Source organism: Methylophilus medardicus, assembly GCF_006363955.1.
GTDB lineage: Bacteria > Pseudomonadota > Gammaproteobacteria > Burkholderiales > Methylophilaceae > Methylophilus > Methylophilus medardensis.
Window position 1 is genome coordinate 431,815 of the sequence record NZ_CP040948.1, and the last position, 13,386, is coordinate 445,200.

Sequence of the window (13,386 nt, forward strand, 5' to 3'; positions counted from 1 at the left end):
ATGTACCTGCAGCATTTTGGCTTAAAAGAATATCCGTTTAGCATTACACCGGATACCAGTTTTTATTATGCAACGCGTAGTTTGCAAGAGGCACTCAATACGCTGTTAATTGCCATCCAGTCGGGTGAGGGCTTTGTCAAAATTACCGGCGAAGTCGGCACCGGCAAAACCTTGCTCTGTCGGCGTCTGCTGAAAGCCTTGGCACCGAACTGTAAGATTGCGTTTATTCCTAATCCTTATTTAGACCCGCATGCCTTACTAATGACGCTGGCCACCGAGTTTGGGGTGGCGTTCAAACCTGATTTTACCCATCACGACATGATTGATGCACTCAATCGCAAATTGTTGACCTTTGCAGAAGAGGGTCGGCATGTCGTGGTTTGTCTCGATGAAGTACAGGCCATGCCATTAGAGACGCTAGAAGCCTTACGTTTGCTAAGTAATCTCGAAACTGAAAAACACAAATTGTTACAAGTGGTTATTTTCGGCCAGCCGGAATTAGAGCAACGGTTATCTCATCCCTCGATTCGGCAGTTGCGGCAACGGATTGGCTTTGAGTATCAGCTCAAAGGCCTACAGTGGGCAGAATTGGGTTTTTATTTAAATCACCGTATGCATGTGGCCGGCTATCAGGGTGGCATGGTGTTTACGCCTGCTAGTATGCGTTTGCTGTATCGCTATGCGAATGGTATCCCAAGACTGCTTAACATTTTGGCGCATAAATCCCTGTTATCCGCCTTTGGTCGCGGCCAGCAAGGGGTGTCTGCAGAGGATGTTAGGGCTGCCATCATGGATACGCAGGCGAGCGTGAAGGCGCAACATCGCTGGTTGGAGCACGGCCTGAAATGGTGGCTGACGTTTCATACTGCCATAGCGGGTTTGGGTCGTTAGTTGAAATAAGGGGAACCGCTTGAGCTTAATCAATCAGGTATTACAAAATGTGGAAGCCCGCCAAGGCGGTGCCACCCTAGAGGTGAATGCAGGCGCCATGTGGGGGGCACAAGTGAAGCCGGTGGTGTCTTACCATGGCAGCGATGCGATGGCCGGGATGACTAAGTGGGCAGGGGGTCTCGTGTTGCTTGCGCTGATGGTTGGTTTGCTGATGAATGGCCCCAAGCTGCTAGCGCGCTGGATGCCAGCTGCGCCTGCGCCATCTCCGCTGCTATCCGCTTCCGGACAGATTGCCCCGGTGCCGGTGGCTGTGGCCCAGACGCAACCCACTTTCGAGCATCCACAGTTAACCAAATCGCTTTTTAGCGCTTGGAATAATCCCGTGACTGTGCCGGTGGCCAGCAAACGCTCCGCCATCGTCGGCGCTGGTCATCAAGCGCGGTCGCCACAAGTCGAAGGTGAGTATTCTATTCGTGCTGTCGATAATACGGCAGCCAGCACCATGGTCTCGGCCGTTGAGCCGCCATCCGATGTAGTTGCCTTAGTCACACCAACCAAAGCCTACGAGGATGCGTCTGGCGCCAGAGGCGTGGTGAATAAGTCCGTGCATCCCGAGCAGGAGGTCAACTTGCTGATTCAACGGGCGGTTGATCAAGAGCAAAAAGGCCGATTGAATGAAGCGCTCGTCATTTTGCGCCAAGCATTAAGTAGTTACCCGCAATCAGAAGATGCAAGACAGTTGCTAGCGACTTATTTGTTTGATGCGCAGCAAGCGCAGGAGGCGGTTGCGCTGCTGCAAGCGGGGATCAAACAATTTCCTAATCAAATCAGTTTGTCTAAGGCGTTAGCACGTTGGCAGTTGGCACATGCGCAAGCCGAGGGCGTTTTGCTCACACTCAAGCCGGTTGCCAACAGCTTGTCACAAGATGCGGAGTCGCAATGGATGTTGGCCATGGCTTACCAACAAACTGGCCAACACAGCGCTGCGCTGCCGCACTTTGATCGCGCGACGCAATTGCGGCCCGGGCATGCGCAGTGGATGGTCGCTTATGCCATTTCACTGCAAGCGGCTGGTCAATCTGCCCCCGCCTTGCAACAGTTACAACTTGCTTATCAATTGCCTTTAAGTGAGCGTTTGTCAGAGTTTGTTGGCCAGCGCATTCGTCAGTTGGGTGGCACGTCAGTGGTGCGTGGTGAGTGAGCCGCTAAGCGTGCTCGCAGATTCAATCTACGGTATCTTTTAACGTCCGCGCCAATACCAGCGCTGTGACGCGCTCGGCGCCCGCCTGCTTGAGTACGTTGGCGACGGCATGCATGCTAGCCCCCGTCGTCATCACATCGTCTACCACCACCACATGTTTACCATGCCATTGTTTGGCAGTCGTAAATGCGCCCCGCAAATTGCGGACTCTGGTGCGCATGTCCATCCCTGCTTGCGTTTGCGTATCTACGATGCGCGTGCATCCCTCCAGATCTAAAGGCATTGCCCAGTGCCGTTGCAGCTGTTTTGCCAGCAGCAGGGCGTGGTTGAATCCGCGTTGCCGGAGTCGATTGATGTGCATAGGCATGGCAAGCAACACGGCGGCTTGGTTGGCATCCTCGTGTTGCGGCCATTGCGTGATCAGGCTGTCAGTCAAGAGTGGGCTTATAAAAAGCTGTTGATGGTATTTGAATTGATGTAGCAGACGATCCAGTGGGTAGGCGTAGCGGAAGGGCGCAAACGTGCGATCAAACGCAGGCGGATGTTGCAGGCAACGGCCGCAGAGCGCACCAGCCGCATTGGGCAATGCACACTGAGGACATCGTGCTGCCGTATACCAAGGCAGTGCTGCAATACAGTCTGCGCAAATGGGGGTATGCGTGAATCCCAAACGCGCCTTGGGTGCCGTGTTAGCTGCGCACAACAAACATGGCAGCGTCGATGTCAACCAAGCTTTCAGCAGATGGCTGGGTGTGATTTGATTAAATTTTAATCTGTTGTAAAATTTTTTCACGATATATTTTAAACAACATATAATTCGCACGTATATTTCATCTATTTTTTATTGCGTGGTATTTATGGAACAACAAACCTCCGCTGCTGCTGTTAGCAGCGAAATCCAAACTTCTGTCATCAATCTAGATGGCTTAAAACCCTCCAGCGCCTGTCATCCTACTGTTGAGCGCTGGCGTGTTGAAGACATCATGGCACTATTCGCCTTGCCATTCAATGACTTGCTGCATCGCGCGCACAGCGTGCATCGTGAGCATTTTGACCCGAATGCGGTGCAAGTCAGTACCTTGTTGTCGATTAAAACTGGCGGTTGTTCTGAGGATTGTGGTTACTGTCCGCAAGCCGCGCGCTACCACACCGAGGTTGAGAATGAGCCTTTGATGCAGTTGGATGAGGTGCTCGCCGCCGCCAAGGCTGCTAAAGATAGCGGTGCGAGTCGTTTTTGCATGGGGGCTGCTTGGCGGGGTCCCAAACAGCGTGATCTAGAGCCTGTTCTGAAAATGATTTCTGAAGTGAAAGCCATGGGCCTGCAAACCTGTGCGACGCTGGGTATGCTCAAAGAGGGTCAGGCAGAACAACTCAAAGATGCCGGGTTGGACTACTACAATCACAACCTCGATACTGCGCCTGAGTTTTATGGCGATGTGATTACCACCCGCACTTACCAAGACCGTTTAGATACACTGGACAGGGTACGTAGTGTGGCGATTAATGTGTGTAGTGGCGGCATTATTGGCATGGGCGAGACCCGCGCCCAACGTGCCGGCTTGGTTGCGCAATTAGCCAATATGGAGCAGCCGCCTGAAAGCGTGCCGATTAACTTGTTGACGCAAGTGGAAGGCACGCCACTGCATGGCACCGATGCGCTGGATCCGTTGGAGTTTGTGCGCACGATCGCCATTGCACGCATTACCATGCCCACTAGCTTCGTCCGCTTGTCTGCGGGTCGGCAAAGTATGGGCGAAGCAGTGCAAGCGTTGTGCTTTCATGCAGGCGCTAACAGTATTTTTTATGGTGAAAAATTACTCACAACGGGTAACCCTGAAGTGGCGTCTGACAACTTGTTGTTTGAAAAACTGGGCTTGAAGAAAATCTAATGAGCAGTCTGCTGGATTATTTAGCCGCCGATCTCGACAAGCGGCAAACGCAGGGCCTGATGCGTCAACGTCGCTTGTTGGACTCGCCGCAGGCTGAGCATATTACAGCCAATGGTCAGGCTTTTCTGTCGTTTTGTAGCAATGACTATCTGGGGTTGGCCAATGATCCCGCCCTGGTCGCGGCGTTGCAAGCGGCAGCAACAGAGGCAGGCGTTGGCAGTGGCGCCTCTAACCTGATTACCGGCCATCACCGCTATCATGATCAGCTAGAGCAAGCGTTGGCCGCCTTTGTTGGTAAGCCATCGGCTTTGTTATTTTCAACCGGCTATATGGCGAATATTGGCGTCATCAGTGCGCTGATGGGCCGTGACGATGCCGTGTTTTCCGATAAGCTGAATCATGCCTGCCTGAATGACGGCGCATTTTTGTCACGCGCCACGCATCACCGTTTTGCGCATAATGATGTCGCGGCGCTCGAAAAGTTGCTGCAAGCCAGCACGGCGCGCCACAAGTTAGTGACTGCCGATGCCGTGTTTAGTATGGATGGCGATATTGCGCCGCTGGCAGACTATCTAAGCTTGTGTGAACGCTATGATGCCTACTTATATGTCGATGACGCACATGGCTTTGGTGTGTTGGGCCCTCAGGGCCGCGGCACACTCCAGCATCTGGGTTTAGCGTCGCCGCGTCTGATCATGATGGGCACGCTGGGTAAAGCTGCTGGCGTTGCGGGTGCGTTTGTGGCCGCTGAAAAGATCGTCATTGATTATTTAATTCAGCATGCCAACAGTTATATTTATACCACACCGGCCCCACCGCCGCTGTCGGCGGCGTTGCTGGCGTCACTGCACGAAATTGAAACAGGCGATGCGCGCAGACAGCAATTGTTTGACATGATCGCTTTGCTCAAGCGTGAGCTGGCTTTAACGCGTTGGCACTTGCAAGTCTCAGAAACGGCGATTCAGCCACTGATTGTGGGCGATAACCATGAAGCGCTTGCGCTCAGCCATTACCTGCAATTGCGCGGTATCTTGGTGCCAGCGATTCGCCCACCCACCGTCCCATTAAACACTGCCCGTTTGCGAATTTCATTGTCTGCCGCGCATGGTGAGGCAGATGTGCGCGCTTTAATTTCGGCATTGCATGCGGCAGAACGCGAGATCCCCGTCGGACCGCAGGCATGAGTTGCTTTATCGAAATCATGGGGCAGGGCAAGCCCTTAGTCATGTTGCATGGATGGGGCATGAACAGTGCCGTGTGGGAGCGGGTTGTGAAGCGCCTGTCGGCCAACTACCGCTTATTTTTGGTCGACTTACCAGGCATGGGCCAAAGTCGTCCGGTCTATCCCTATCATTTGCACAGCGTTGCTGAGGCGGTGGCTGAAGAGATTCCCGGTGTATCGACCATTTTGGGTTGGTCTTTGGGCGGCTTGGTCGCGCAACAGATCGCTCTCAATCAACCGGATCGGGTTGAAAAACTCATTCTGGTCGGGACCAATCCTTGTTTTGTCAGCAAGCCTGACTGGCCACATGGGATTGATGCGCGACATTTTGAACAATTCAACGCGCGTTTCGCGCAAGACTTTAATGCGACTTTGCTTAACTTTTTGACCTTGCAATGCATGCACGCCAAAGATGCACGCGCGACAGTGCGCCAGTTACGCACCGCGTTTGCGGCTAAACCAACCCCTAGCCAAGATCACTTGAATCAGGCGCTAGAAATCCTATTGCAAACCGATTTACGCGAAGAAGTGAGCCGCCTGTTTCAGCCAACGTTGTTGATTCATGGTGACCGCGATACGTTGGCGCCGGTATCGGCGGCGCATTGGTTAGCCATGCACATGCAACGCGCAAGTCTGCGCGTGATTGCAGGCGCGTCCCATGCCCCATTTTTGTCGCATGCCGAAGTATTTTGCGACGCAGTAGACGGATTCATGGCCGATGATGCCAGCCTTCGGGCAGCGGAGAGCTAAATGCAGGATGTGTATCAAATCGACAAGTCGCGTATGCGGCAGTCGTTTCACCGGGCGGCTAAGCAATACGATGCGGCGGCCATTTTACAGCGTCAAGTACGGCAAGAAATGCTTAGCCGGCTAGATGTCGTCAAGCTGGCACCAATGCGAATCCTTGACGCCGGTTGTGGGACTGGGCATGGTTTACAGGCGTTGCTCAAACACTTTAAGCAAGCGCAGGGCGTCGCACTGGATATCGCTGAAGGCATGCTTGACCGCAGTCGCGCGTTGTTCCCTTGGTATCGTTTTTGGCAGACAAAACCACAGTTCGTTTGTGGCGACATTGAAAGTTTGCCACTGACAACCGCCAGTGTTGATATGGTGTGGTCCAACCTTGCTGTGCAGTGGTGTAACGATTTAGATGTCGTGCTGCAAGAGTTCAGGCGGGTGCTCAAACCCAACGGCTTGTTGATGTTTGCCACCTTGGGGCCGGATACACTCAAAGAGTTGCGCGCGGCTTCAGGCGAATCTCACACCCATGTCAGTCGTTTTATTGACATGCATGATATCGGCGATGCCTTGACGCGTGCTGGCTTCAGTGCCCCCGTTTTGGATGTGATGCACTACACATTGACTTACGATAGCGTGGAATCTGTCATGCGCGACCTCAAAGCCATTGGTGCACACAATGCGACCGCAGGCCGTGCCAAAGGGCTGACCGGCAAAGGCTTTATGCAACGGTTACGTCAAGGTTACGAGGGATTTCGCCGCGACGGAAAATTGCCCGCCACTTATGAAGTTGTGTTTGTCCATGCTTGGACAGGCAGCCAACCTTATACCGCGCCGGGAACTCAGCCGGTGCAGTTTATGCCGCGCAAGACAGTCAGCGCAGGTGAATGATGCAGACATTGCCACGACATTTTTTTGTCACCGGTACTGATACTGGTGTCGGTAAGACGACAGTCAGCGTGCGATTGATGCAAGCCTTTGCGGCGCAAGGCCTGAAGGTGATTGGCATGAAACCCGTGGCCTCTGGTTGCGAGTGGCTGGATGGCCAATGGCAAAACGAAGATGTGCGACAGCTAATCGCGGCATCCAACGTGGTCGCACCGCCTGAGTGGATCAACCCCTATTGTTTTGAGCCGCCCATTGCCCCGCATATTGCAGCCGCAGAGGCCGGGGTCGATATCCAATTAGAAGTGATTGAAGCCGCCTACAGGCAGCTGGCAACCATGGCGGATGTAGTGGTGGTAGAGGGGGCCGGCGGTCTGTTGGTGCCACTCAACAGCACACAGACCATCGCCGACCTCATTCAGGCGCTGGCGCTACCTGCACTGCTGGTGGTTGGGATGCGACTCGGATGCATCAATCATGCTTTACTCACCGCAGAAGTGCTTGCGCAACGTAATATCGAAGGTTGCGGCTGGGTTGCCAATAGCATCGATCCGCAGATGTCGCGCCCGGATGAAAACTTGCAAACCTTGATCGCGTGTTTGCAGCAGCCGCCAGTGTTAACGCTTCCTTATCAAGCAGCACGCACTCCATGACGCCTGAACGCATTACCAGTATTTCGTTTCGGGCGCCGGTGCCGCCAATGACCAAGGGATTAATCGCCCTGAATGTGCTGGTGTTTGTGGTGATGCTATTAGGCGGTGCAGGGTTTTGGCATTCCCCCAATACTGTCCAGCTCACTTGGGGGGCCAATTTCGCGCCTGCCACTGCCGATGGCCAATGGTGGCGCTTGTTCAGCGCAATGTTTTTACACTTTGGCGCCTTACATTTAGGCATGAATATGCTGGCACTATGGGATGGTGGTAAATTGGTCGAGCGTATGTTTGGCCCTGGCCGTTTTCTCAGTATCTATCTGCTTAGTGGCGTGGCTGGGAATCTGTTGTCGCTGGTCATTCAAGGCAACGATGCCGTGTCTGGAGGCGCCTCTGGTGCGATCTTTGGTATTTACGGCGCATTACTGGTGTATGTCTGGTTTGCCAGACACCAGATGCAAACACGAGAATTTCGCTGGTTATTTTGGGGCGCGCTCGCCTTTTCTGCATTGACCATCGGCATGGGTTACATCGTGCCGGGCATCGACAACTCCGCACATATTGGCGGGTTTTTGACCGGCATGGTCATTGCCGTGATCTTGTTACCGTCTGCGATTTTGACCAGCAAGTACTTCCTGCTAACGCAGCTATTGATCGGTACGGCTTGGGTAGCGGGCCTGTTTGCATTGCTGACACATTTGCCCACGCCCAAGTATCGCTGGCAGCAAGAAATCGCGATTCAAGAACAAGTGCAAAAATTGCAGCGGATCGATCAGCAAGCGCAGGGGAGATGGCGACAAATCATGCTCGAGGGGCGTGAGGGTAGCGTTAGTTTTGATGAGATGGCGGCGCAGATTGATGCGCAGGTCTCAACCCCTTATGAAGAGAGTTTTGAAACCCTGTCAGCTTTGCCAGAAGATCCCAAGTTGCCCTCTGCCGCCCTGCTAGAGCAAGCCAAGGCGTATGCTTTGAAACGCAGCGAGGCAAGTAAGGCAGCGGCAGATCAATTACGCAATGTGCCGTTTATGCCAGCAAAACCCACGCCACCTTAGGTGGGTCGCCCCACGGCGGGCGAGGCAATGATGCGTGCCTCAGGTTGCGCAATTTGTGTGCTTGCCAGCTGTTGCATGAAGGCTTGGCCCTGCGCACTCCAGGTTTGAGTCGGCAACTGATCCAGCATGGCTGCTAAGCGCTGATTCATTACCGCTTGGCTAAATGGTTCGGGTAAGACTTCACCGGCTTGCGCTGCCTGCACATAGCTGGCGTACCCACAAACCGCAGTCACTAACAACGGCAGCCCAGCGGTCATGGCCTCAATCAGCACAATCCCCGCGAGTTCGGAACGCGCTGCATGCACCAATACGTCGCAGCCCAGCATGAGGGCTGGAATATCAGGGCGTCCCCCGGCGGCGATGCAACGGTCTGCCACGCCGCGCCGGTGGGCGTAGGCTGGCATATCGCTGCTGGATTCGAACTCACCAACCGCAAGCAGCCAGCAACGCGCGCGTGTTTTTTCCGGCAAGTTGCTCAAGGCATCAATGGCGCGGTCGACCCCCTTACGCACAAACGCCGACCCAACCGTGAGCAATACGATGGCATCTTCCGGTAATTGAAAGGTGTGGCGGACATATGCACGGTAGTCTTGAGGCGCTAATTGGCTAAATCGTTGCAAGGGAACGTTGGGCGGAATCAGATGAAAGCGACCTGAATCCGTGCCATACCAACGCTGGAAGATGGCTTGGTCATGCTGGTTTAGCAGCAAAATGTGCGTTGCACTTTGCTCGCCGAACACCGCATGTTCCATGGCAGAGAAAAAGCGATAGCGGCCCGAGCGTTTTTTGTACCAGGGTTCATGATGCATACGCTCGGCATAACACGGGTCAGCGGCAAAATACACATCTAGTCCGGGCATGCGATTAAATCCGACCACCCGGTCATATCCCCCCGCCGCGACTGCTTGCCGCATCTGCTTAATCAGGGATTGGTGGCGGCGATGATTGAGCCAGCCTTTGGCGTTGAGTAGCTTTACGTTGATGTTGGCTGGAAAATCCCCCCGCCAAGCGCCTGTATAAATAGTGACTGCATGTCCTTGCGCCACGCAATCTTGCGCGATACGCAACATATCGCGTTGCACGCCCCCATACGGAAAGTACTTGAATATCAAAAAAGCAAACTTCATGCGATGGCATTGTATGCGAAAATAGCGGCCATGAAACGCATCCTGATTGTCAAAACCACCTCCATGGGCGACGTGATTCATGCCCTGCCTGTTGTTGAAGATATCTTGCGGCATGTTCCTGATGCGCACATCGACTGGCTGGTAGAAGCTTCTTTTGCTGATATTCCTCGGCTGCATCCCCGCGTACAACAAGTATTTACGGTGGCATTGCGTCGATGGCGTAAACAGTGGTGGCGCCGACAAACTTGGCAGGAGATTGCTGCCGCAAAGCGTGCAGTGGGGGCACAGCGCTACGATGCCATCCTCGATTTGCAGGGCTTGGTGAAAAGTGCTGTCATCGCATGCTGGGCTGATGGGCCACGCCATGGGTATGATCGACAATCGATCCGCGAGCCGATGGCAAGTTTTGCATATCAACATCGCTATGCCATTTCTTACCGTCAGCATGCAGTCCTGCGTATGCGCAAACTTGCGGCCATGGCGTTGGGGTATGCTCTGCCCGACGATCTGCCAGCCTATGGCCTGACTGCGGAGGTGCAGCCTGCGCGGCAAGCCGCATTTTTAGCGTTACATGCCACCAGCCGTGATAGCAAGTTATGGCCAGAGGCGCGCTGGGTAGCGCTCGGCCAACACTACGCTGCGCAGGGCTTGCAAATGTGGCTACCCTGGGCAGGCAATCATGAGCGTGCGCGTGCTGAACGCATCGCCTTGCAAGTGCCTAATGCGCTGGTGTTGCCTAAGTGGTCATTACAACAACTCGCCAGCCACATGACGCAAGCGCGGTTTGCTGTGGGCGTCGATACGGGCTTGTCACATCTCGCCGCCGCCCTCGATTTGCCAGTGGTAGCCATTTACACCGATACCGAGCCTGCATTCACCGGCGTGGCGGGTGGTCACCGGGCGCCGGCAATCAATCTAGGTGGCAAGGGCCAAGTGCCCGAGGTCGCGCAGATTACAACTGCGATCGCTGCGATGCCCGGAGGCATTTTCGCCCGCGATTAAAAAAATCCCATATAAATTGAGGCTTTACCCTTGAAATCAGTAGGGACATGCCCAACATTGAGGAAATATTGAAACGAAAAGCGTTTCATTAACATCTTCTCATGTAGAACAGTATTCAATGAATAGGGGAGCCCCATGCAAGAACAAAATACACCCGACGACGTGCACGCAACCGAAGCGGAAACGCATGAACATGCGCCAGCTGAAGCCAATCATGAAGAGCGTATTGCAGCATTAGAAGCCGCTTTAGAAGAAGCCAAAGCGCAAGTGCTGTATGTTAAAGCGGAAGGTGAAAATATCCGTCGCCGGGCGTCGGATGACATTGATAAAGCCCGCAAGTTTGCGCTAGAAAAATTTAGCGGCGAGTTGCTGGCGGTCAAAGACAGTCTGGATGCCGCTTTGGCGGTAGAAAATGCTGACGTGGCCAGTTATAAAAATGGTGTGGAGTTGACGGCAAAACAATTACTCAGCGTCTTTGAAAAATTTAATATTGCTGAAATCAACCCACTGGGTCAAAAATTTGACCCAAACAAGCATCAGGCGATCAGTATGGTGCCGGCTGAAGGCGAGCCGAACACCGTTTTAAGCGTATTGCAAAAAGGCTATGCCTTAAACGAACGCGTCTTGCGCCCGGCTTTAGTGACTGTGATTCAGCCACAATAAACCCATATTACGATCAGGGGCTTGAAATCTGCTCAGGTATCCCAATTATTAGAACATCAGTATTGAGATTAACGAATTTAAGGATAGAACAACATGGCAAAAATTATCGGCATTGATTTGGGTACGACCAACTCCTGCGTGGCAGTAATGGAAGGCGGCAAACCTCGCGTGATTGAAAACGCTGAGGGCGCCCGTACCACTCCCTCCATTATCGCTTATCAAGAAGATGGCGAGATTTTGGTCGGTGCGCCAGCCAAGCGTCAAGCCGTCACCAACCCAAAAAATACCTTGTTTGCGGTCAAGCGTTTGATCGGCCGCCGTTTTGATGAAAAAGAAGTGCAAAAAGACATCGATTTGATGCCTTACACCATCGCGAAAGCCGACAATGGCGACGCATGGGTCGAAGTGCGTGGCAACAAACAAGCGCCGCCACAAATCTCTGCCGAAGTATTGCGCAAAATGAAAAAAACCGCCGAAGACTATTTGGGCGAAGAAGTAACAGAAGCGGTGATTACCGTGCCAGCTTATTTTAACGACAGTCAGCGTCAGGCCACCAAAGATGCAGGCCGCATTGCGGGCTTGGATGTGAAGCGCATCATCAATGAGCCAACCGCAGCTGCGCTGGCCTTCGGCATGGACAAACAAGAAGGTGACCGCAAAATTGCCGTCTACGACTTAGGTGGCGGTACCTTTGATATTTCCATTATCGAAATTACCGAAATTGATGGCGAACACCAGTTCGAAGTGTTGTCCACCAATGGTGACACCTTCTTAGGCGGTGAAGACTTCGATAACCGTATCATTGACTTTTTGGCGGATGAGTTCAAAAAAGAGAACGGTTTGGACTTGCGCAACGACTTGCTGGCCAAACAGCGCCTGAAAGAGGCGGCTGAAAAAGCTAAAATTGAACTGTCAGGTGCACAACAAACTGAAGTGAACCTGCCATACATCACAGCGGATGCCAGCGGCCCGAAACACTTGGTGGTGAAAATCACCCGTGCAAAACTCGAGTCATTGGTTGAAGAACTGATTGAGCGCACCATTGCACCGTGCAAAACAGCATTGAAAGACGCTGGCGTATCTCCTGCCGATATTTCTGACGTGATTTTGGTGGGCGGTCAAAGCCGCATGCCAAAAGTGCAAGAAAAAGTGAAAGAGATTTTTGGCAAAGAACCACGTAAAGACGTGAACCCAGATGAAGCGGTTGCCGTGGGTGCAGCGATTCAAGGCGGCGTGCTCAAAGGTGACGTGAAAGACGTATTGTTGCTGGACGTGACGCCATTGTCACTTGGCATTGAGACACTGGGTAGTGTGATGACCAAGTTGATCAAGAAAAACACCACGATTCCAACCAAGGCTTCGCAAGTGTTTTCAACCGCTGAAGACAATCAAAATGCAGTGACCATTCACGTGTTGCAAGGCGAGCGCGAAATGGCCGCTGGCAACAAGAGCTTGGGTCAGTTTAACTTGAGCGATATTCCGCCCTCTCCACGTGGCATGCCACAAATTGAGGTGACTTTTGATATCGATGCGAACGGTATCTTGCATGTGTCTGCCAAAGACAAAGCCACTGGCAAAGAAAACAAAATCACTATTAAGGCTAACTCCGGCTTGTCTGAAGAAGAAATTCAACGCATGGAAGAAGATGCAGCGAAATATGCGGACGAAGACAAAAAATTACGTGAACTGGTGGATGCCCGTAACCAAGCGGATAGCGTGCTGCACAGCGTGAAAAAATCACTGGCTGAGCATGGCGACAAGATCGAAGCGGACGAAAAAACTAAGATTGAAGACGCGATTAAAGCGCTTGAAGAAGTGGTTAAAGATGGCGATGACAAAGAAGTGATCGAGGCTAAAACCAATGCTCTGATGGAAGCTTCGCAAAAACTAGGCGAAAAAGTCTATGCTGAACAACAAGCACAGGCGAACACTGAAAGCGCGCAACCTGAAGCAGAAAAAACGGTTGAAGGCGATGTGGTGGATGCCGAGTTTGAAGAAGTGAAAAAGGACTAAGCTTGAAAATGGCGAGTATGCAGGTACTCGCCTTTTTTTAATGATGCCGGCAA

The 13,386-nt window shown here is 52.8% G+C and carries 13 protein-coding genes; 11 read left to right on the top strand and 2 right to left on the bottom strand.

Going from position 1 to position 13,386, the window contains the following annotated elements:
* Both FIT99_RS02120 and FIT99_RS02125 read left to right on the top strand, forming a co-directional pair.
* A complete protein-coding gene (locus FIT99_RS02120) occupies positions 1 to 891 on the top strand; it encodes an ExeA family protein (RefSeq protein WP_140002466.1) in 891 nt (296 codons plus the stop codon).
* Between the two features lie 19 nt (positions 892 to 910).
* Entirely contained in the window at positions 911 to 2,092 is a 1,182-nt protein-coding gene (locus tag FIT99_RS02125) for a tetratricopeptide repeat protein (protein WP_140002468.1), read from the top strand.
* A gap of 22 nt (positions 2,093 to 2,114) precedes the next feature.
* Here FIT99_RS02125 and FIT99_RS02130 read toward each other — a convergent pair whose 3' ends face one another.
* Positions 2,115 to 2,915 (bottom strand): ComF family protein, encoded by an 801-nt coding sequence (locus FIT99_RS02130; protein WP_317616159.1) that lies wholly within the window; start codon positions 2,913 to 2,915, stop codon positions 2,115 to 2,117.
* Between the two features lie 34 nt (positions 2,916 to 2,949).
* On the opposite strand from FIT99_RS02130, the gene bioB reads away from it, so the two are divergent.
* Genes bioB through FIT99_RS02160 form a run of 6 tightly spaced genes read left to right on the top strand, consistent with a single transcriptional unit; the run spans position 2,950 to position 8,528 of the window.
* The gene (gene bioB / locus FIT99_RS02135) at positions 2,950 to 3,981 is read left to right on the top strand and encodes a biotin synthase BioB (RefSeq protein ID WP_140002472.1); all 1,032 of its coding nucleotides are present in this window, start codon (positions 2,950 to 2,952) and stop codon (positions 3,979 to 3,981) included.
* Positions 3,981 to 5,165, top strand: coding sequence for an 8-amino-7-oxononanoate synthase (bioF, locus tag FIT99_RS02140; protein WP_140002474.1), 1,185 nt, complete (start codon positions 3,981 to 3,983; stop codon positions 5,163 to 5,165). Before bioB ends, bioF begins: the two co-directional genes overlap by 1 nt.
* Complete coding sequence (gene bioH / locus FIT99_RS02145; RefSeq protein WP_140002476.1) at positions 5,162 to 5,953, top strand: pimeloyl-ACP methyl ester esterase BioH; 792 nt, start codon at positions 5,162 to 5,164, stop codon at positions 5,951 to 5,953. Before bioF ends, bioH begins: the two co-directional genes overlap by 4 nt.
* Positions 5,954 to 6,832, top strand: a complete 879-nt coding sequence (gene bioC / locus FIT99_RS02150) for a malonyl-ACP O-methyltransferase BioC (protein ID WP_140002478.1) — start codon at positions 5,954 to 5,956, stop codon at positions 6,830 to 6,832.
* Positions 6,829 to 7,479, top strand: a complete 651-nt coding sequence (gene bioD / locus FIT99_RS02155) for a dethiobiotin synthase (RefSeq protein ID WP_396652216.1) — start codon at positions 6,829 to 6,831, stop codon at positions 7,477 to 7,479. Before bioC ends, bioD begins: the two co-directional genes overlap by 4 nt.
* Positions 7,476 to 8,528, top strand: a complete 1,053-nt coding sequence (locus tag FIT99_RS02160) for a rhomboid family intramembrane serine protease (RefSeq protein ID WP_140002482.1) — start codon at positions 7,476 to 7,478, stop codon at positions 8,526 to 8,528. Before bioD ends, FIT99_RS02160 begins: the two co-directional genes overlap by 4 nt.
* On the opposite strand, the gene FIT99_RS02165 is transcribed toward FIT99_RS02160, so the two are convergent.
* On the bottom strand, positions 8,525 to 9,655 hold the full coding sequence (locus FIT99_RS02165; protein WP_140002484.1) for a glycosyltransferase family 4 protein: 1,131 nt from the start codon (positions 9,653 to 9,655) through the stop codon (positions 8,525 to 8,527). The two genes, FIT99_RS02160 and FIT99_RS02165, sit on opposite strands and share 4 nt — an antisense overlap.
* 30 nt (positions 9,656 to 9,685) lie before the next feature.
* Between FIT99_RS02165 and waaC the strand changes: the two genes are divergently transcribed.
* From waaC to dnaK, 3 genes are all read left to right on the top strand, one after another.
* The gene (gene waaC / locus FIT99_RS02170; protein WP_396652217.1) at positions 9,686 to 10,657 is read left to right on the top strand and encodes a lipopolysaccharide heptosyltransferase I; all 972 of its coding nucleotides are present in this window, start codon (positions 9,686 to 9,688) and stop codon (positions 10,655 to 10,657) included.
* 135 nt (positions 10,658 to 10,792) lie between these two features.
* Positions 10,793 to 11,320, top strand: coding sequence for a nucleotide exchange factor GrpE (gene grpE, locus FIT99_RS02175; RefSeq protein WP_140002488.1), 528 nt, complete (start codon positions 10,793 to 10,795; stop codon positions 11,318 to 11,320).
* Between the two features lie 93 nt (positions 11,321 to 11,413).
* Positions 11,414 to 13,333: a molecular chaperone DnaK gene (gene dnaK, locus FIT99_RS02180; protein WP_140002490.1), complete on the top strand. Its 1,920-nt coding sequence runs from the start codon at positions 11,414 to 11,416 to the stop codon at positions 13,331 to 13,333.
* The last annotated feature ends 53 nt before the right edge of the window (positions 13,334 to 13,386 follow it).